The following is a 19,711-nucleotide window of genomic DNA, read 5'->3' as shown; positions in this document are numbered from 1 at the left end:
AACTGTATTTGAACATTGATCCGGCCGTTCCCGGTATCGGCTTAAAAACCGATCTTCGGCACTATGGCAAGATCCTCCGCCGGGCTTGCCCTGGCAATAGCCGCCCTGGCCTCGCCCCAACCTTCACAGCGGGACTTCCCTCGCTGGCCGCGAACCAGGTTCAGCAGGCCCTTGCAGCGGGCATACAGGTAGAAGAAAGACAACACGCCTTGCCGCTGACGCTCGGATAAGGGTTCGCTGGCACAAATCAGCTTATCGTCGTACATAAACCGTTCGGACAGGCCCACTGCACCCCAGGCTGGCATCTGCACGCGCGTACCGGCTGCCATACGAGGCCCCAGCACTACCGCGTCCAGGTAGTCTCCCTCACCGCCGATGTGGCTGTGAACCGAACCGTAGTTGAAGGGACAGGGAACAGGTGAGACGAAATCTATATGGCCGTTACTGCCCCGCTTGAGGAAGCTACCCCTGGGGATTTCGATGGTGACTTCCACCACGGGCGGGGAAGCTTCATTTACGCCGTCAGTTCGCCTCTGCATGTCCTGTTCCGGGGTACGGGAAACCTATAGACCCATTATGCGCGTCCGACAGCAGAGTGAAAGCAGCAAGCGGGCATCACTGCACCGGAACCAGTTCCCAAAATAGCCAATCACCGGTTTGCATAGCTTCGTGCGGCCTATATCATGGCAGGTTAACCAATCCCCGGGACAGAATGGGCGAATGCCCCGCTGCCAAACCGACCATGAAAGTGCTAGTGACAGGCGCCGCCGGTTTCATCGGCTTCCATACCTCCAGAAAATTGCTCGAACGTGGTGACGAGGTTGTCGGGCTGGACAACCTCAATGATTACTACGATGTCAATCTGAAGCTGAGCCGGTTGGCGCTTATTGAAAACCACGCCGGGTTTACCTTCAGCAAAACCGACCTTACCGACCGGGCGGCGATGGAAGCCCTGTTCGCGGATCACCGCTTTGACGCGGTCATCAACCTGGCTGCCCAGGCGGGAGTCCGCTATTCGCTGGAGAATCCCCGCGCCTACGTCGACAGCAATATCGTCGGCTTTACCAACGTGCTGGAATGTTGCCGCCACCAGAAGATTGGCCACCTGGTATACGCTTCGAGCAGTTCAGTGTACGGCCTCAATACCACCATGCCCTTTTCGGTGCACGACAACGTGGACCACCCGATTTCACTGTACGCCGCGAGCAAAAAGTCCAATGAGTTGATGGCCCATACCTACTCGCATCTCTACGGACTGCCAACGACAGGGCTGCGTTTCTTTACCGTCTATGGCCCCTGGGGAAGACCGGACATGGCGCTGTTCCTCTTCACCCGGGCCATTCTGCAGGGCGAGCCGATCAAGGTATTCAATAACGGCGATATGCTCCGGGATTTCACCTATATCGATGACATTGTCGAGGGCGTGGTCAGGCTTCTGGACAAGCCCGCCACCCCCAACCCCGACTGGGACAGCAACAAGCCCGACCCCGGCACCAGCCCGGCCCCCTATCAGCTGTTTAACATCGGTAACAATAATCCGGTAAGGCTGCTGGATTTCATCGCTGCGATCGAAAAAGCACTGGGTAAAACTGCAGACAAGCAGATGCTGCCCATCCAGCCGGGAGACGTTGCCGCAACGTATGCCAACGTCGATGACCTGGAGGACTATGTCGGCTACCGGCCGGCAACACCCACCGGGCAGGGTATCGCGAATTTCGTGGACTGGTACCTCGAATACCAGGCATAGGAGAACAGTATGAACGTGGTAATGGTGGGCGCCGGCTACGTGGGCCTGGTATCCGGGGCCTGTTTCGCCGAGTTCGGCGCCAGTGTCACCTGTATCGACCAGGATGAAGCGCGCATTCAGGCCTTACAAAAGGGCAAGATCCCCATCTACGAGCCCGGCCTGGAGAAACTGGTCCAGCAGGGAGTAGAGTCTGGTCGCCTGAACTTCTCAACCGAGCTGGGGCCTGCGGTGGCGGACGCTGACCTGGTCTTTATCGCCGTGGGCACCCCGACCCGGCGCGGAGACGGCCATGCGGATCTTAAATATGTTTATGCGGCGGCAGCCGAAATAGGCGAGCATCTCCAGGGCTATACCGTCATTGTCGACAAGTCGACGGTACCCGTGGGAACGGCGCGAGAGGTCCGCCGGGTGCTCAGTAAGGTAAACCCGACTGCCGATTTCGACGTGGCCTCCAACCCCGAGTTCCTGCGCGAGGGGTCTGCCATCAGCGACTTCATGCGACCTGACCGGGTGGTGATCGGCGTCGAATCCGAGCGTGCGGAGCAGCTGCTGCGCGAGCTCTACCGCCCCCTCAACCTGATCGAGGCCCCCATTCTCGCCACCAGCCTGGAAAGCGCGGAACTGATCAAATACGCGGCAAATGCATTCCTGGCGACCAAGGTCAGCTTCATCAACGAGATATCCCAGCTATGCGAGAAAACCGGGGCCGATGTCCATGCCGTGGCCAAGGGCATGGGCCTGGACGGACGTATCGGCAAGAAGTTTCTCCACGCCGGGCCCGGGTATGGTGGTTCCTGTTTTCCCAAGGACACCCAGGCCCTCATTCGTATGGCCCAGGAACATGGGGCATCAAGCCGCATCGTCGAGGCGGTTGTAGAGGTAAACGCCTCCCAGAAAGCGCGCATGGTGGCCAAGATCCGCGAGGCCCTGGGCGGCTCGGAGGCCGACAAAACCATTGCGGTGCTGGGGCTCACCTTCAAGCCGGGCACCGACGACATGCGCGACGCACCCTCCCTGGCGATTCTGCCTGCCCTGGCCGACCGGGGAGCGCTCATCAGGGCACATGATCCGGAGGGCATGAAAGAGGCACGGCCATTGCTGCCGGATGCCGTGCAACTGGTCGATTCCGTGGAGGACGCGATTACTGGCGCAGACGCACTGGTGCTGATGACCGAATGGAACCAGTATCGCGGCCTCAACCTGGATCAGGTCAGGTCACTGATGAAGGGCAAGGTGCTGGTAGACCTGCGCAATATTTACGAGAGAGAAACGGTTGAAGCCAAGGGTTTTACCTACTCCTGCGTCGGCCGCTAACTCGAGGTATCGAGCAAGGCCCATTGTAAACCCGGTATTTGTCTGCAAAGCTTTTGCCATTGGCATGAATGTCAGGTAAAAACAGCTCATGGAAGACATCTTCTACAACTTGCAAGCAGAGCCCTTCCGGCTGAGTCCGGACCACCGCTTCTGCTACGATCACAAGTGCTATGCCAAGGCACGCGCCTATATGGCCTATGCATTCATGCGCGCCGAAGGCTTTGTCATGATCACTGGCCGTCCCGGCACCGGCAAGACCACGCTGATTGGCGAACTCATCGAGAGCCTCGCCGATGAAAATGTAAAGACCGCCAACCTGGTGTGCACCCAGTTGCATGCAGACGACCTGCTGAAAGTAGCCGCCTATGACTTCGGGGTGGATCACCGCATTGTCGAGAAAGGCGAGTTGCTCCAGCATCTGGGCCTGCTCCTGCGCCGCTGGCATCGCGAGGGAAGCCGCGCCCTGCTCATTGTCGACGAGGCCCAGGACCTCTCCGAATCCGCCATGGAGGAGCTGCGCCTGCTGACCAATATCCAGGAGAACGGTAAGCCGCTACTGCAGATTTTTCTCCTGGGGCAACCCGAGTTGCGCGACCTGGTGTTGAGCCCGGCGCTGGAACAGGTACATCAACGCATAGTGGCAGCAAGTCACCTCAATGCCCTGGAACAGGAGGAGACGGAAGCCTACATCATCCACCGCCTGAACAAGGTTGGCTGGCAGGGTGACCCGGCCCTCAGCAAGGCGATTTACCCGCTGATTCACAAGTTCAGCGAGGGCATACCGCGCAGAATCAACCTGATCTGCAGCCGCTTGTTCTTGCACGGCACGGTGGAACAGCGGCATCAACTTGGCGCCGCTGAACTGCGCGAGGTTATCGAGGAGCTACAGGCCGAGAACCTGGCCGCCGGGACTGAGCTGTCCAGGGAAGACTTTGAAGTTGAGGACGAGTTCGAACCATTCAGCCCGGCGACAGTTGCCCCCCCCTCCCCTGAGGATTCTTCGGCAAACGAAACCGGGATGGACGAGCCGCCGCAGGGAGCCAGCCCGCAAACATCCGAGCCCACCGAGGCTGAAGTAAAGCCCTATCTCCACGCCGTAGGTGATGACGTGGTTCTGGAATTTGATACAGCCACCGGTAACCAAATATCCGATACCGAAAAAAAAAAGATGACGTAGTTGCCCTGCGACAGACAGCGCAGGAACCGCGCAAGCCCACCCTGTCACCACCGATCAAGCCGAAAACGCAAGCAAAGCAAGCTCCGCGAAAGGCCGCTAACCAACGCTCTGGCCAGAATACTGTGCCGTCGCGCAGGCAGGCCAAGCAAAAAACTCGCCGCAACAAAAGCCTGTTAACCGCTGTTATCCTCAGCCTGCTTATCCTGTTGCTCTTACCGGGACTGTGGCTCAGTTACGATCGCGGCCTTGACAGCCTCGATGCCTGGCGCGATCAGTTAGGCAAATGGCAGCTCTCAATAGAGGCGCTGCTGCACTCGGATGATAAGGCGCGCAATACCGGGGCACGCGAGGTTAATGGCAACCGGGGGAGCCCGGCAACTGAGCCGCTTAGAAGAAGTGAAACTAGCGGCGACTCCGCGTTGGCACCCAAAACTTCCTTTGCAACCGAAGACGCTGTGGCGTCTGAGGCAAGCAGTACTGCGCCTGCAGCAGAAGCCGGGTCGCCTCCCCTGCCTGAAAATGCAGTCTCCGCAGAACCGCCGAGGCCTGAACTCAGTGCGGCCCAGCCTCAAATCGATCAGCCCGTCGCCGAGTCAGCAGCCCTGCCCGCATCAACCGTGGCCACAGTGCCCCCGGCCGAGGTAGATAACGGCATTGCACCCACTAACTTACAAATCATCTTCGACTTTGATAGTGCTGAGCTGTCTGCCAGCGCAAAAGCAAACCTGGACGAGGTGGCGAGCGAGTTCATCGCCGCTGGCCCAGGCAGGATCAGGGTCATGGGATATGCCGACAATCGAGGCGACCAAAACTACAACATTGATCTATCACAACGACGGGCAAATGCGGTTGCGCAGTACCTGGTCGGGAGCGGTGTAGACTCAACCTTCCTCGAGGTCCAGGGCCTGGGGATATTTGACGCGGCAGACGCCAGGCAGACAGAAACAGACCCTCCGGACATTAGCGGCCGGGTTGTTCAATTGCATGTACAGTTCGACAGCACTGCTTGGCGATAAACGCGCTAACCACTGCCCGTCCGGAAATTTACACTTTCGTCAGCCCTGCAAACGCTTGAGCAACTGGGCCGCCTCCTCCCTTTCGGGGAAGTCCGGCGCGCCTTCAACAAGCAGTTCCTCTAGCAAGGCAATTGCCTGATGTTTCTCGCCAAGACTGGCCCCTATCATGGCCTTGTGATAGCGCATGGACGGATTTTCAGGCGCGCCGATCAAGGCCCGCTCGATGTTGCGGTAGGCCGCGCGGTTTTCGCCGTTGAGATGCTCGATAACCGCCAGGGTATCGAGCACTTCGGGGCGCTCGGGGGCTGCCCGCGCGGCCCGGCGAATGTACTCCAGCGCCTGGGCAGGCTCGTCCTGTCGCAGGTTCCAGGCGAGGTTGTTCAGCGCCATCACATTGGCCGGGGCCCGTTCCACCACGGCGAGAAACTGTTTCTGGGCAGCGGGAACGTCGTTCGCCAGTTGCAGGTCGTTTCCCAGGGCGAGTCTGGCGGCAACGTCGTCAGGATGGTCGTCGACCCATTGCTGCATCAGTTGCATAGCGGCCTCCGCTTTGCCCGCACGCTTCTGGTAGGACACCAGTTCCAGCAGCGTCTGGGTTGACGGGGCCGTCTCAAACGCGCGGGTGGCCAATTGAACTGCCCCGCCGGTGTCTTCCGCCCGCAGTGCGGCAATGGCGCTCAGACGCAGGACCTCCGCGGCGCCAGGCGCCAGCTGCTGCAGTGCCTGCAGGTGTTGGTCAAAATCCTCTGGCCGCTGTTCTGCCAGGGCCAGCCTGGCCAGTGCAACCACCGTGGGAATATGCTTGTTATCAAGCCGGTACGCCTCGCGCAGTTCCCGCTGTGCTTTGTCCTGGTCCCCCGAGCGACCCGCGGCTACAGCCAGTAAATAGTGATAATGGGCAGTCTCCGGATTGGTAGCAATCAACTGCTCCAGGCTCGCCCGGGCAATGTCGTGTTCCTTGCCTGATAACTGTGCCATCGCCGTGAGTTCCAGCACGGGGCGAGAGCGACGCTGCAGTTCGTCCAGATCGGCAAACAGCGGGGTGACCTGCGCGGTTTTTCCGGACCCAAGGTAGTAGCGGGCCAACATCAGTCGCGGTTGCAGCACGGACGGATGTTTATCGATAGCCCAGGTAAGCCAGCGCACCATGGCTTCTTCATTCTTTTCCCTGGCCTCCAGTGCCGCCAATGCCAGCAGCGTGGGCAGGTTATAGGCATGATGCTCGAGTATGTTCTGGTAATGCTGGCGGGCGGCTTTGTTGTCACCCTCTGCCAGGGCCATTTCTGCCAGGCTCAGGTGGGCAGAGGGATCACCGGGTTCAAACCTGAGCGCCTTGTCGAACGCTTCCCGGGCCTGATCTGACTGGCCTGCCGCCATGTAAACCCGGCCCAGGACGTTATAAGGGGCCACCTCGCCTATATGGCGGCGCTGGTAGGCCCTGGCAGCCTCAATGGCTCCTTCGTAATCCTGCTTCTGCAGTTGGTTGAGGACCAGCAGAATATCCGCCTGCTGAAATTCCGGGTTGATATCAAGCGCGGTTTCCAGGTGACCGCTGGCCTCATCGCCTTTGCCGGAGAGCATCAGCCCCGCCCCCAAACGCATCTGGGCCACGGGCGAGTCAGGCTGCAAGGCGGCTATGCGCGCCAGAAGATCCATCCCCTGGTCGGTCTGTCCCTCCAGCAACAGGGCATTGGCCATGATATTCAGCGCCTCCACATCTTCCGGATTGGCGTCGAGAACCGGCTGGATCGTTTCCCGGGCCTGCCGGGGCTCCCGCTGCTGCAGGTTCAGCGTGGCAAGCAGTTTCCGGCCCGCGATATTGTCCGGCACCTGGCTGACAAAGCGCCTGGCAAACTGCAAGGCCCGGTCAGCGTTGCCCTCTATCAGGTGGGCGCTGGCGAGATAGAAAAGGACCAGTGGATATTGATTCGCAACCGGCTCGGCGAGAGACAGGGCCGTGACGGCCCCGGGGTAGTCTTTGTTCTGGTAGTGGAGCAAACCCTGCACGTAGTTTGCGACCGGATTCTGCGGCGCTACACGCAGAAGCTCGTCAACATCAGACTGCGCGGCTGCATAATCCTGCAACTGGATATTGATCAGTGCTCGTTTCACCCGGTCACTGAGAGCGAGGCGCGCATGCTTGATGGTCTCGGTATAGGCCTCGCGTGCGGCTTGCAACTCCTGAAGCTGCATCAGGACGTCGCCTTTCAGCCTCCAGGCATCGACATTGCTACTATCGCTCTCCAGGATTTCCTCGAGGACGATCAGTGAGCCGGTCGCATCACCCTGGCTTGCAAACAGGCGGGCCTCTGCCAATCTGGCGGGAATGGAGGACGGGTTGTTTGCCAGCGCCAGCGCCACTTTTTTACCGGCTTCCTCCACATTGCCCCGTGCCAACTCAGCCAGCGCCTGGCTGGCCAACAGATCAGCGGCCGGTATGGGTGCCAGCGTCTTGTCATCCAGCCCCAATACGTCATCGAACTTGCCCTGCGCCAGCCAGGCCTGTGCCAGTGCAGGATAGATATCATCAAGCTGCCACCCCAGTGCCTGGGCACGCTGTAACTCCTTCTCCGCGGACGGGAAATCGCCCTGGTCAAGGTACAACTTACCCAGCAGCCAGCGAGCTTCCGCCGCATTGGCATCCAGGCGCAGAGCATTCTTGAGTTCGATGGTGGCGGCATTATAGTCAGCGCTCGTCAGGTGCTCCCTGGCGCTCGAGATGTACTGTTCCGCCGACTCACTGCCACCACAAGCTATCAACGCAATCAGCATCCAGCCTAATAATATGTTGCGCATGGGCACTCCGTTCAGCTTGTTGTCCCGGGCCTCTGCGCCCATCGCTTGAAGATGGTCAAGGACCCGGTCTGTATGCCCATGTTACAAGGTATCGGGTGGTAGACAAGGAACCAGCTCACGAATAGAGCAGATTAGGGAGGCGCGCCAGCCGACGAACAATCCATTTGCTACCGGTAGCGGTAAAGTTATAGGTCGCAAATTTCTTGCCATGACAGGCAGACCGGCCCTCGCTCCAGGGGCCGACACCTCGAGGTACGGGTCGTTGCCAGCAGATGTCTGCTCTAAGAGGGCCGACGAAAAATCCTGAGTGCCCCCAGCCCAAGACCGACCAGTACAAGCGTTCCCGGAAGCGGTATGCGCCCTTCACCGCCAGACCGCGTTGAATCAACCAACCGGCCATAGATAGACGCATGACTCAATCCGGGTGCCTGTCCGCCATTGTTGGACCACGTGACTTCGAATAAACCGTCGCCGGACAGCGGGTCGCTGCTGAAGTCGATCGATTCGAACAGATAGGCGCCCCAGTTACCAGCGGCCTTGGATACGAAAACAAAATCCATGCTCAGGGGCAGGCCCGGCGAACCTGTCTCACTCCAGGAGAGCTCGAAGCTCCCTGAGGTGGCACCCAACTGAGCCGTTAACTCGAAGGTCACGCCAAAAAACGCTGACGCAGACTCACCGGTTTTGTCGAGTAAGGACCAGGCGTCACCGGCAAAGCCGCCGTTCAGCGCATTGATGGCCGAGAGACTATCGTTGCCCCCAAGTAACTGGGCTGCATCGGCGTACTGGTAATCGCCCGGGAGGACGCGAAAGACAACGTCATTGACCCCGAAATCATCGTCTATGGGTGGGAGTTCGATGAGAGAGGCATTGGCGCTCGTTGCCACCAATCCGCCGACGATAACTGCCCCGAAGCTTTTCAACAGATTCTGCAAAATCACCACGTTATTCACACTAAGAAGCAACGCTTCATTCCCTGTATTTTACGCATTGAGTGGATCGGTCGTTTAATACTCAATGGACTAAAAACCGAGCCACATATATCCTGTCAGAAATACAGCAAGTAACATGCCAGATTCTATATTCTGTTATTTAACTGCTAGTTAGCAGAATCCGCCAAAAAATGAGTTACCACTAGTGTAAGTTATGCTGACACCGTCTTGGTAATTTTTGTGAGCCAGTTCACAAAAGCAGGTCGAACAGAGTAAAAAAAGCTGACACACCCCGCGCCAGCTCCCGGCCTTGCGTGGGGCGCTTAACTGCGCCCCAGTAGCAGTTCCAGTTTCACCATGCAGGCAAACACCATCAAGCCCGTTCCCACCATAAACAGGGTCGTGGCTTCAAAGGCTGCCATATGATACACGCCGGTAAGCCGCGCCAGACCGGCGACCAGGCAGATAAGCGCGCCTGCCACGCCGGCCCCCTGCCCCAGATACGTCATAAACTGCTTCATCAGCCTCTCCTTCAGTGGATTTGTTGTTCCGGTTCAATACCAGCGTATTCAATCGAGCACTAACCTGATGTGGTTGCTATAGGCCAGGTAATCAGGTTCGCCATCCCGTTGCAGGCGCACGCGAGCGCGCACTGTACAGCTTTCGCCGTCGCGCCCCGTCTGCAACAGCGGCATGGTTGCCGTGGCGGTTGTTTCCGCGGGCGGTATCCACTGCCGGGTCAGGCTCTCGGCCGCGCCGAGCTTGCAACTGCCGATAAATTCCGCCGACAAAGGCTTGCCGGCACTGCCCGGCCCCCGCTCGATGGCCAGGGACAGTACCGCCTCCTCCTCGCTGCCGGTAAGGTAGACGGTGGCCCCCGGGTAAGCGGCATTTCCCTCCAGCCCCTCCATATGCACAGAAAACCACAGCTGATCCAGAATGCGACCATGATCCGCCCAGAAGGTGCCCGCATTCAACGCTGCCAGCACGCCGCGGTAACTTCGCTCAGGCACCGCCAGGTGCGTGCGGGTGAACGCACAGGGGGGTCTGTCGATATCTTCATCGTGAAAATCTGACGAACCCAGTGCGCCCCAGATGTCATGGCCGTGGGAGAGCAATTGATCCCATACTCCGCCAATTTCCGCCACCACAGGATCCCAGCGGTCCTGGGTGAACAATGGTGCCTGGTAGTCGCCAATCACCTTGCCGTTCTGGTGTCCTGGCGCCCCTTCCAGCGCGGCAAAAATGCGTTCGTTGGCATTCCAATTGCTCACATCCTCGAAGTTCTGCCAGATATCGGGATCCTGTTTCGCGGGGTGAGTGTAAAATACCAGCACATTGCCAAAGCGCCCCTGGTGATCGGCAAGCCGTTCAAGCAGGGATATCTCTGCACGCCGGTTAGCGGCATCCGCATCGGGCGCCTCGGGTCGCAGCTCAGCAAGGTCGCGAAACTGCCTCAGGATTGGCCCTTCAACATCGGGGCTGGCGATCAATGTCGCGTGTTCCCGCTGATCGTAGGAGGGCATATTGAGCTCGACACCATTGAACAGCAGCAGGTCCGGGTAATGTCGCCGAAGCCGGTCCAATTCGCCCAGTTGCTCCTCGCTGACTGTACCGGTGGCATCGGAATGATCGCTCACCACCAGCGCATCACAGCCTTCACTGACGGCCATCGCCACCAGTTCATCCGGAGCCAGTGCGCCATCTGAGTAATGGGTATGAGTTTGCGGATCGAGTATAACGCTGGCCTCGTTGCCGGCCCATTCCGGGCCGCTCTGGGTCGGGTTGGGGTTGTGCAACACCAGCACCAGGATAAGCACCAGGACAGCGGCAGCGCCTATCAACACCAGGGGATTCAATTTCGGCAGCCAGCCTGGCCGCCAACTCGAGCGCCGGTGCCCGCGCCGCTGGCTGCGAACACCGAACTTTTCCATGCTGTCCTTTACCAGGTGGCGCAATACCCTGGAGCGGCTTCCCGAGCCGCGCTGCGCCAAAGCATCCAGCTGTTGCAGGGCGCTCTGCTCAAGCTGTATATCGAGCCTGGTCCAGTGGGGCCCCCTGCTTACCGGCTGGAAGCCCTGGAGTTCTGATTGCACCGGGTCGCTGTACAACACATCCTGGCGCCAGTCGGAATCGGGATTAGCGGCAAGGGCAATCAGGTGCTCAATGACCTCCGCTTTACTCAGCCTGGCCGCCCGGGCAAGGTGGGTGAGGAAACTGGCCTGTGAGCGGCGAAGATTGATGATTATTGACTGCCCGCCCGCCGGGTCTTGTTTATCAGTCACTGAGAAAGACCCCACAATGGCATTTGTGAATGTAAGCGCCCTACCTCCTGGCTAGTGGACACGCGCTCCCCTCCCAGACATGGCTACTCCCCCGTTACTCATAATTCACCCACAAGTATTGTAAATGCCGGGGACAACAGCAAGAATACTCTCGACCCCTCGATTACCAAGGCCAGAGGAACAGTGTGGATACTGCAAGCGCTATATTCCAGCATCGCCCGCCTTGTCTGTGAAGACTTCTATGGTATCGACTGGCGTCCACACAGCATCGAATGCCCGCTCCGATAATCACTATAGCAAAGTGATGCTGGCCAGGTGGCTCTATCTGCCCGCCTGCCTTTATCTGGTTTTTGTGGTTTATGGCAGCCTTGTACCACTGAATTTCACCCCGCTACCCCTCGCTGAAGCCATAGATCGCTTTCGCCAGATACGGTTTTTGAACCTGGGTATTGGCTCCAGGGCGGACTGGGTAGCCAACGGCCTGTTGATGATTCCCCTGGCCTTCCTGGTGTGTGGTTCCATGTGGGGCAAAAGCCGCGGGGCCAAACTGGTAGCCGCATTGGTGGCGCTCATTTTCTGCGCAACACTGGGCATCTTCATCGAGTTCGTGCAAATCTTTTTCCCCCCAAGAACCGTTTCCCAAAACGACGTGTTTGCCCAAACCCTGGGCAGCGTGATAGGCGTCCTGCTGTGGTGGCGCACCGGTTCACTTTACCTGAGTTACATTGAGCGATTCAGCGCGGCCTCCGGGACACGATCAGTGGCGGAGAAAGCCCTGTGGGGCTACCTCGCTCTGGTCTACGGCTACAGTTTGCTACCGCTGGACCTTACCATCAGCCCGGTGGAGGTGTATCACAAATGGGAAGAAGGCAAGGTTGTATTGATCCCGTTTTCCGCTTTGCCTGACGCCCCCATCGAGTTCATCTACGAACTGCTGACCGACATTGTTGTGTGGGTGCCGGTCAGCCTGCTGCTGGTGCTCAGCGCTCGCAAGACTGTCGCCGGAGCCATCCTCTGGACGGTAGCGGTAGCCGCGCTATTGGAGTGCCTGCAACTGTTTGTGTTCTCCCGAGTGACTGATATCACCGATATATTTACGGCGCTGCTCGGTGCTGTTGCCGGTGCAGTCATTGCTCGCCGTTTTAGTCAAGGCAGCGATACTCCCGCGATGCCAGCCCCAGGAGCGCAGTGGCAAAAAGTCGCCCTGGGCGCCCTTCTTTTTTCCGTCTGGGCAGCTATCCTGATGCTGGTTTTCTGGTACCCCTACGATTTCAATTTTGATGGTAGCTTTCTTCGGCAGAGAGTCGGCCGATTTGCCGAAGTACCGTTCCGTTCCTACTATATGGGCACTGAATTTCGGGCCATTACCGAACTCATCAGGCGGATATTCTTTTTTATGCCGCTGGGGGCCATTTTATTCCTGGCCAGGCCTGCACAATTGCCCCATTTTCTGTCGCGAGCCTACACCGCCTGTGCCGTGCTGGCTATGCTCTGTGTGGCTGTAGTTATAGAATTAGGGCAGACCGCAATTGCGGAAAAATTCCCCAGCAATACCGATGTAGTGCTCCAGTTTATCGGTGGTGCACTGGGCTTCTTTGGCGCCGGATTTGTGCAAAGTCGGGTGCTGAATAAGTCTGTAACAGCTCCGCAGACAGAACCGGCATCAATTGAGCCCCCAGCGCCCCTATCCACGCAATCGGTCGTGGTGTGGAACCTCGCCACTGCTCTGTTCCTCTTATTCACGTTGCTTGTTGCCTCAGGCGTCGCTTCTGCCCTGCTGGGCTCACAGGCCATTCCCTACAATATCCGCGAACTGGTCGCAGGTGATTATCGCTGGATCCGCGTGCTCGGATTGATTTTTACCGCGTACTGGGTGTTTGGCCTGCCCATGACCGTTTTGTTACCGAGACTTCGCCACTTAAAACCTGGGAATATAAATTTCCCTGGACCTGTCGTTGGATTTATCACAGTGCATTCCCTGGTAACCTGGGTACTGGTATGGTTGGTTTTTCCGCTGGAAAGTATCCACGACATTGTGGGCGCTCCCGTTTGGGAAAGCTTCCGGTTTATCGAGTTGACGCTTCGCTTCCTGGGCTTGTTCCTGTTTATTTCCACCCTCACCTGGCTGGCCTCGGCGCTTGTACTCTCACAAGTCTACGCCGTGAGGCTACGTAAGGCGGTGCTCATCACAACGCTGATAGCCGCTTTATTGCTGGCCTACTTTGTGGTGATCCGGTGGGCGGGCACCGACAACATCATTGAATTACTGCCCGGCAGAGGCAGGTCCTGGGCCGTTTTATTTGTTCCCGCCTACCTTATGCTGCTGGTCTATTGCGGCCTGTCACTTTCATTCGTACGATATTTTGGATCGCGAAAGCGCTGGATGCACCTGCTGCTACCGCTTGTCTCGGCCCCGCTTGGATACTGGCTGCTGAACCAGGGCCTGGAACAGTTTATTCTCAAGTACGGCAAGGTGTTTTCCGCCATGCAGTTCTTGCTCAGTGCCAATCGTGATAATTACCTGGAACCCGGGCAGTTGTTCATGCGATTTTGTGTAGCTCATTATGCCTTGATCTTTGCCATATCCCTGCTGCAGTTACAGCTTTGGCTGAGCTTATGGTCGCAATTTGTTAGGCGAACAAGCAGTACCTCACCCCTATTCGACTACACCAATCAGCCACCCAAGCCGCCTAGAAGGTAGGGGTTCCCCAGGAGCAGCAAATAGACTGATCACCCTTTGGGAGACGTGTCATCATCCTCGCCGTCGCGTTTTTCCAGTCTATGTGTGCGGTCTTGTGACAACTCGGGGTTCGGCTGGCCCGCGTAACCCAGCTGCTCACTAGCCTCCGGTGGGTACATATGCACACCGGACAGGGTCACGTAGGCTGGTTGGTCTCTTCTCGGGCTGAGGAACCCGTATAGCCAGACACTGAATATTCCAAGGCCAAGCGCGGCGACCACAGTACCCCCCAACAACATCAGGTAATCCGGGCCGATGCGCTCGCTCTCTCTTCCCGGCCTTGCGATGACCGAAACCTGGGGATATTTCTCCACCTGGCGCACCTCTACCTGCACCTGCCTCGCCTGGGCATCCCGGTTCAACTGCTCCAGGGCCGCGAGGTCCTCCACCAGGGCCTCGTGAGTAGCGTAGATGGTATTGAATTCCGCTACATCCTGTTTGTGCTGGTCGAGTTTGCGCTGCAGGTCGAACACTGTCTGCTGCGCCGCGGCATGAGCCTGGGTGGCGTTGGCCAGTTCCGTTGCCCTGCCCTGGCTCAGTGCCCGCGCCAGGTTCACTTCCAGCTCCTCAATGCGTTCGGGAATGGCGCGCAACTTGGGCTGTTTCTCGATATATTCAGGGGTGTAGCGCCTGCTCATTTCCACCATCTGAACCTGCAATGCGCGCAGTTCCTCCTGCATGGCCTCTACGCTCCGGCGTTCTTCGCCAGGCACCACCTGCGCGCCCCCGGAGATGGCTCTGCGCAGTGTGTCCAGGTAGGCCCCGGTCTTGGCCTCCTCCTCGATGGCATTGTTGAGTGCCTTGTTAAGCCCATCGAGGCGGGCCAACACCTCGTTTTCCTGCCGCTCCGCGGAAATAATCTCGTGTTTGTCCCGATACTCATCCAGAGCGATCCTCGCCTGCTCCAGCTTCACCGCCAGGCCGTCGAGCTCATCCTGCACGACCCTCAGGGTCTGGGCCTTCCGTTGTTCGATGTCCTCGGCCCTGACTGCCACATACACATCGATCCAGGTATTGACGACCTGCGGCAACACCTCGCTTTCCGGACCCTGTGCAGACATTTCCACCAGGTTGGTCTCCGGCACCGGGTCCACCCCCAGCAATTGCCGCAGGTCCGCGGCGTCCTGGCTGATACCCCACTGGGAACCCAACTCGGCCGACAACCGCCCGGTAATATCCTCCCCCAACAGAATGGTGCGCTGGATAGCGACTCCCTGGATATCCGCCGTGGCCGCCTCCGCGTCGATAGCGCTGGGGGCGCTCATCAGGATGGTGGCACTGCTGCGGTAGATCTTGGGCTGCAGTAGCGTCCAGACGAGACCGTAAAGGAGGACTAATCCAGCAACGACGGCAAAGAGTTTCACCCGGGGCGAGTCACGCCACGCCACATCATCGCTTCCACCCGGGTATCGGGAGAATCGCGGCAAGGGTTCAACTCCGGCAGAATTGGTGATCATTGTCGTCTCGAATCCAACGGTGGGTGGAAACCGGCGTATTTTTAAGACCATCGTCGCCCGCTCATATACAAACTATATAGCAAACAAACTGCTGCATTGACAGCGAGCGAATCAACGCAGCATATAGTTCAATACGGGCCAGCCAATGAAATTATGCGGCAGATACCTTCTGATCGCGTCGCTCACGGTGCTAAATGGCTCGCAGATTCGGCAAAAATTCAATTATGGGAGACCTCTAAATTAGCTTTTTTAGGATACTATTAGCATCAAAGCACGAGAGTACAATTGAGCAAGAAATGAATCTGGAAGCGGCATGACAACCTCGGGGCGAAGACAGGTGAAAAGTCTTCAAAAATTGCTGAAGCTTCTCGATGCCGATATTAGGGCCAAAAACCTGCATGCGGCAAAGCTCGCTCTGCGGGGACAATGGTGGGATATGTTACGCCCTGAACAATCGGACCCTATTTTTCTCGTCGGGTGCTCTCGCTCGGGCACCACCGTGACATATGAAACTCTTATTGCCTCCGGGGCGTTCCTGAATTTAGGCTACGAAATTCCCCAATTCTGGAACAGCCTGTATGGTCCCCTCAACAATGGCTGGGAATCGGAGGCAGCAGGTGCCCAGGACGCCAAACCAGAACATCGCGACTCTGCATTGCGCTATTTTTACCAACGCCTCGGTGCAGGTGTGGTGCTGGATAAAACCTGCATCAATACCCTGCGCGTTCCGTACCTGTACAAACTATTTCCCAATGCCCGGTTTGTCTTTATCCACCGGGATGGCCGTGACAACATCAGTTCAATGATAGATGGGTGGCGACAGGGTCGCACAGACGGCGCTTTCGGACTCGACCAATTCTTCGGCCCTTCGCCCGAACCCGTATCGATAAATAGTGGTGAGTTTAAAGAGTGGCATTTCTTCCTGCCGCCTGGCTGGCGGGACTATAACCACGCCAATCTCGAAGATGTATGTGCCTATCAGTGGCTGACCGCCAATGGGATGGCCCTGGAAGCCAGCACATGCATTCCGCCTGAGCAGTGGATACAGATTCGCTACGAGGACATTCTGGATCGGCCGGTGGACCTGTTCAGCGAAGTATTCGGCAGGCTGGGAGTCACCTTTGATAAGCAGTTGGAGGCTCACTGCGCCAGCCTGGACCGTCGTCCCACCAGCATTGTTAGTGGACCACCGCAGCGAGAGAAGTGGCGCGAGCGCCATCCCGACGAGATTGAACGTATACTGCCTGACATCGCACCAATGATGCGTAAGCTGGAATACGAGGTGAGCAACTGAATGACCAAAAGCGGCGAGATGCGAACGGAACCAAACCTTGTCAGCGTGATCATCCCTGCTTATAACGCGGCCGACTGGGTCAATAGAGCCATCGATAGCGCCTTGGCGCAGACCTATTCACAAAGGGAAGTCTTGGTGGTGAACGATGGCAGTACCGATTCCACAGCCGAGGTGCTAGCTGGGTATGGCGATGCCATTCGCGTACTTTCCCAGTCCAATGGTGGCCTATGCAGTGCCCGGAATCTTGGTATAAAAAACGCGCGCGGAGAATTCCTTGCGTTTCTCGATGCCGACGACTACTGGCTGCCGGAGAAGTTGGCCCGGCAAGTAGGCTGCCTGCAACAGGATCCTGACCTTGGCTTTTGCTCCACACGCACGCAGGTGATCAGCCCCGAGGGTAAGCCCATGGGTACGTGGGATTGCCCGACCATAGACTCCACCCTGCTGAATGCTATTTTCCTCCGTCACGCAAGCATATCCGGCAGCGGTTCCGGAGTGATGGCACGCAGCCAATTATTTGACCGTGCGGGAATGTTTGATACCGAATTGCGAAGCCTCGAGGATGTGGACATGTGGATGCGGTTAGCCGCGATTAGCAATTATGCGTGTATTGATGAACCACTGACGGTAATAATCAAATCAAGTACCAGCATGAGTGGAAATCTGGACGTGATGCGCCAGTCTGCGATACAGGTTATGCACAAAAATCGAGATCTACTGCCCAAGAAAGAACAAGGTCGTTTCTGGCAGGCAGCCTACGCGAGTATGCTTGCGGATTATGCAAAATGGGAGATTCGGGCGGGTCGTCGCGGAGAAGCTCTCCGGCATCTAGCGGAGGCGTTTATTCGATCTCCCATTGCTCGTGGTCGGTTGGTATTGGGAATAGCGTTTGATGCGCTACGAAAATTTCAACTGGATATAAGCAATTCGAGATAGCATGGCTACAATGGGGAAAAATCCCGGCGAAAGATGAAGAGACAAACTTTCCGCGCGTACACTGGCAAGATGACAAGTCTAGCTGATAAAGAAGAGAGGCTTTAAGGTTTGAAAAAAGTGATTTGCTATCTCGCGACGAGCGCCGGCGACTGGGGTGGCGCGAGCAGGTACCTGTTCGACACCCTTAAGCTGCTCGATCGAACAAAGTATGAGCCGATAATTCTCTTCCCTGCTTCCGGACCGATCTTTCCACAGCTTGACCAAATGAAGATACCCTATCGCGTCTGGGGAACTCATGAACCTAATGGTGTACTGAGCATTGCTAAGTATGGAGCCGGCGTTTTCAGTACAATGAAATTTTTTATCCAGCACCGAGTGGATATAGTACACATAAATCACACGGGCTATTGGCGACCTGCCGAGATACTTGCCGCCAAGCTGTTGCGCATTCCTATTATTACTCACCTACATGTCTGCTGCCTCAACCCTCCGCCTTTCATTAAATACTGCAGCCTCGCGTTAGCCAATTCGCACTATACCGCCACCCACTCCGAGACCATGGGAGTGCCAATAAAAGTAGCTTATTGCCCGGTAGATCCACAACGATACGAGCGTGCGAGCAATATCAGGCCATCTTTGCAGATTGAAGACTCAGATATCGTTATTGCATTTCTTGGCCAGATTCGTGAAATTAAAGGCATCGATTTATTTATCGAACTGACTCAGCGCATAAGTGAACCTCATATCAAGTTCCTGATTGCAGGTGCTTGCCGCGACAAAAGTAAGTTTCGGGGCTCTTACAGTGCGGAAGATCTGGAAGAAAAAATTGGCGCAGACCCGCGAGTCCGTTATCTGGGTCATCGCAATGACGTGGAAAACATTTACCATGCTGCAGACATAATAGTCATGCCCTCCCGCTGGGAGGAACCTTTCGGGTTAATCAATATTGAGGCAGGCGCCTCCAGAAGACCGATTATTTCTACCCGCTCCGGTGGCATCCCTGAGATTGTTCGGGATGGAGAAAATGGATTTCTTATCGAGAAAGACGATATAGACATGCTTCTCGATCGAACCATTACGCTAATTAACAACCCCGGATTACGAAGGTCGATGGGAAACCGCGGCAGGGAAATCATCGAAGCCGATTTTGTTGAAAAACCGGTTCGGGTTATCGAAGAATATTATGACGAGTTAGCTTTATGAGCCTATTGAGTAGACTGCCAATCACCTGCCCTTTCCCCCCACGAAACTGATTCCCGAAATGGGCGCCCACGTTCCACAGAATACGCACTAAAATTGATTCCTAGCAGCCTGTCGGACTTGCACCTGACAGACTCCGTTTAACAATGTCGTGTGTATCCATGGGCAAATCTTGGCCGCTGATGGCTACCGCAGCGGCCAGCTCGGCCCCATGGGCCCCTCTGTGCGGCTCCCGCAAGGGGCTTAAACGGTAAATGACCCTCATGACAGAGCCATTCTCAACACGTTCATGCGCTTCACGTTCCACGCCAGGGTCGCCAATGTCCACTCGCCCGTGACCTTATCCAAGCCTCGCATCGAGAACTGCCTCAGCCCCATCACCTGTTTGATAATACCGAACACCGGCTCCACCGTTTGCTTTCTCAGCGCATACAGTGCCCGCCCGGCTTCTGTCGTCAACTGGTGTTTCATCAGCGTCACCGGATCTTCCGTAATGGGCACCGGATCATCAGAAGCAAACCGGTCAAACACGGACAGGTGGTGTTGATCACGCGCTACCGCCAGTGACGGCTGGATGTTGCTCCCTACACAGGCCTCTACATTCGCTCCGCTAAAGTAACCTGTGTCGGCCAGCAGGTCCGTTACCGTGCCCAACGCCTCGGGCAGTGCAGATAATTTGGTCAGGGCCGGTGCAATGTAAGCGGCGTTAAATCTGCCTACTTGCCCCTGGGATAAGCCGGCACATTTTTTTCAAATCGCGGCAGGTCAACGTTCCACGGGAGCAGGGCCTCGAGCTTCTCCACCGTATCTGCGGCGC

14 protein-coding genes and 1 pseudogene are annotated in these 19,711 nt (G+C 57.0%); 8 read left to right on the top strand and 7 right to left on the bottom strand.

The window, feature by feature from the left end:
• Positions 1-41 precede the first annotated feature (41 nt).
• Positions 42-539: an inorganic diphosphatase gene (locus DWB85_RS17945; RefSeq protein ID WP_117957286.1), complete on the bottom strand. Its 498-nt coding sequence runs from the start codon at positions 537-539 to the stop codon at positions 42-44.
• Positions 540-742: 203 nt separating this feature from the next.
• Here DWB85_RS17945 and DWB85_RS17940 point away from each other — a divergent pair, with 203 nt between their 5' ends.
• The 4 genes from DWB85_RS17940 (at position 743) to DWB85_RS17925 (ending at position 5,254) form a co-directional block, all read left to right on the top strand.
• On the top strand, positions 743-1,747 hold the full coding sequence (locus tag DWB85_RS17940) for an NAD-dependent epimerase (RefSeq protein WP_117957285.1): 1,005 nt from the start codon (positions 743-745) through the stop codon (positions 1,745-1,747).
• A gap of 9 nt (positions 1,748-1,756) precedes the next feature.
• Positions 1,757-3,061: a UDP-glucose dehydrogenase family protein gene (locus DWB85_RS17935; protein WP_117957283.1), complete on the top strand. Its 1,305-nt coding sequence runs from the start codon at positions 1,757-1,759 to the stop codon at positions 3,059-3,061.
• An 88-nt stretch (positions 3,062-3,149) separates the two neighbouring features.
• Entirely contained in the window at positions 3,150-4,238 is a 1,089-nt protein-coding gene (locus DWB85_RS17930) for an AAA family ATPase (protein WP_117957281.1), read from the top strand.
• Between the two features lie 122 nt (positions 4,239-4,360).
• Positions 4,361-5,254, top strand: a complete 894-nt coding sequence (locus tag DWB85_RS17925) for an OmpA family protein (RefSeq protein ID WP_162846195.1) — start codon at positions 4,361-4,363, stop codon at positions 5,252-5,254.
• A 39-nt stretch (positions 5,255-5,293) separates the two neighbouring features.
• Here DWB85_RS17925 and prsT read toward each other — a convergent pair whose 3' ends face one another.
• The 4 genes from prsT to DWB85_RS17905 all read right to left on the bottom strand — a co-directional run bounded on the left by prsT (position 5,294) and on the right by DWB85_RS17905 (position 11,267).
• Positions 5,294-8,050 carry an XrtA/PEP-CTERM system TPR-repeat protein PrsT gene (gene prsT, locus DWB85_RS17920; protein ID WP_162846194.1) on the bottom strand — a complete coding sequence of 919 codons (2,757 nt, stop codon included), beginning with the start codon at positions 8,048-8,050 and terminating at the stop codon, positions 5,294-5,296.
• A gap of 281 nt (positions 8,051-8,331) precedes the next feature.
• Positions 8,332-9,015 carry a hypothetical protein gene (locus tag DWB85_RS17915; RefSeq protein WP_117957275.1) on the bottom strand — a complete coding sequence of 228 codons (684 nt, stop codon included), beginning with the start codon at positions 9,013-9,015 and terminating at the stop codon, positions 8,332-8,334.
• Between the two features lie 290 nt (positions 9,016-9,305).
• On the bottom strand, positions 9,306-9,503 hold the full coding sequence (locus DWB85_RS17910) for a hypothetical protein (protein WP_117957273.1): 198 nt from the start codon (positions 9,501-9,503) through the stop codon (positions 9,306-9,308).
• Between the two features lie 48 nt (positions 9,504-9,551).
• Entirely contained in the window at positions 9,552-11,267 is a 1,716-nt protein-coding gene (locus tag DWB85_RS17905) for a CehA/McbA family metallohydrolase domain-containing protein (protein ID WP_133300671.1), read from the bottom strand.
• Between the two features lie 229 nt (positions 11,268-11,496).
• Between DWB85_RS17905 and DWB85_RS17900 the strand changes: the two genes are divergently transcribed.
• A complete protein-coding gene (locus tag DWB85_RS17900) occupies positions 11,497-13,968 on the top strand; it encodes a VanZ family protein (RefSeq protein WP_239017384.1) in 2,472 nt (823 codons plus the stop codon).
• Between the two features lie 29 nt (positions 13,969-13,997).
• Here DWB85_RS17900 and DWB85_RS17895 read toward each other — a convergent pair whose 3' ends face one another.
• Positions 13,998-15,395, bottom strand: a complete 1,398-nt coding sequence (locus tag DWB85_RS17895; RefSeq protein ID WP_162846192.1) for a GumC family protein — start codon at positions 15,393-15,395, stop codon at positions 13,998-14,000.
• 382 nt (positions 15,396-15,777) lie between these two features.
• Between DWB85_RS17895 and DWB85_RS17890 the strand changes: the two genes are divergently transcribed.
• From DWB85_RS17890 to DWB85_RS17880, 3 genes are all read left to right on the top strand, one after another.
• On the top strand, positions 15,778-16,758 hold the full coding sequence (locus DWB85_RS17890; protein ID WP_117957265.1) for a sulfotransferase family protein: 981 nt from the start codon (positions 15,778-15,780) through the stop codon (positions 16,756-16,758).
• Positions 16,759-17,694 (top strand): glycosyltransferase family 2 protein, encoded by a 936-nt coding sequence (locus tag DWB85_RS17885; RefSeq protein ID WP_205422797.1) that lies wholly within the window; start codon positions 16,759-16,761, stop codon positions 17,692-17,694.
• A 117-nt stretch (positions 17,695-17,811) separates the two neighbouring features.
• Positions 17,812-18,897 (top strand): glycosyltransferase family 4 protein, encoded by a 1,086-nt coding sequence (locus tag DWB85_RS17880; RefSeq protein WP_239017383.1) that lies wholly within the window; start codon positions 17,812-17,814, stop codon positions 18,895-18,897.
• Between the two features lie 258 nt (positions 18,898-19,155).
• Here the strand turns inward: DWB85_RS17880 and DWB85_RS17875 are convergent.
• Positions 19,156-19,590: pseudogene (locus DWB85_RS17875) on the bottom strand (transposase); the annotation flags it as partial.
• Positions 19,591-19,711: the final 121 nt, after the last annotated feature.

Origin of the sequence: Seongchinamella sediminis (genome assembly GCF_003457605.1) — a bacterium.
In the GTDB taxonomy this organism is placed as follows: domain Bacteria; phylum Pseudomonadota; class Gammaproteobacteria; order Pseudomonadales; family Halieaceae; genus Halioglobus; species Halioglobus sediminis.
Note: the sequence above shows the minus strand (reverse complement) of the source record. Positions and strands in the feature narration are given on the sequence as shown.

Coding starts and splice junctions, on each gene's coding strand:
- prsT (WP_162846194.1), bottom strand. CDS start 8,050: ATGCGCAACATATTATTAGGCTGGATGCTGATTGCGTTGATAGCTTGT.
- DWB85_RS17885 (WP_205422797.1), top strand. CDS start 16,759: ATGACCAAAAGCGGCGAGATGCGAACGGAACCAAACCTTGTCAGCGTG.
- DWB85_RS17945 (WP_117957286.1), bottom strand. CDS start 539: ATGCAGAGGCGAACTGACGGCGTAAATGAAGCTTCCCCGCCCGTGGTG.
- DWB85_RS17935 (WP_117957283.1), top strand. CDS start 1,757: ATGAACGTGGTAATGGTGGGCGCCGGCTACGTGGGCCTGGTATCCGGG.
- DWB85_RS17930 (WP_117957281.1), top strand. CDS start 3,150: ATGGAAGACATCTTCTACAACTTGCAAGCAGAGCCCTTCCGGCTGAGT.
- DWB85_RS17940 (WP_117957285.1), top strand. CDS start 743: ATGAAAGTGCTAGTGACAGGCGCCGCCGGTTTCATCGGCTTCCATACC.
- DWB85_RS17910 (WP_117957273.1), bottom strand. CDS start 9,503: ATGAAGCAGTTTATGACGTATCTGGGGCAGGGGGCCGGCGTGGCAGGC.
- DWB85_RS17890 (WP_117957265.1), top strand. CDS start 15,778: ATGACAACCTCGGGGCGAAGACAGGTGAAAAGTCTTCAAAAATTGCTG.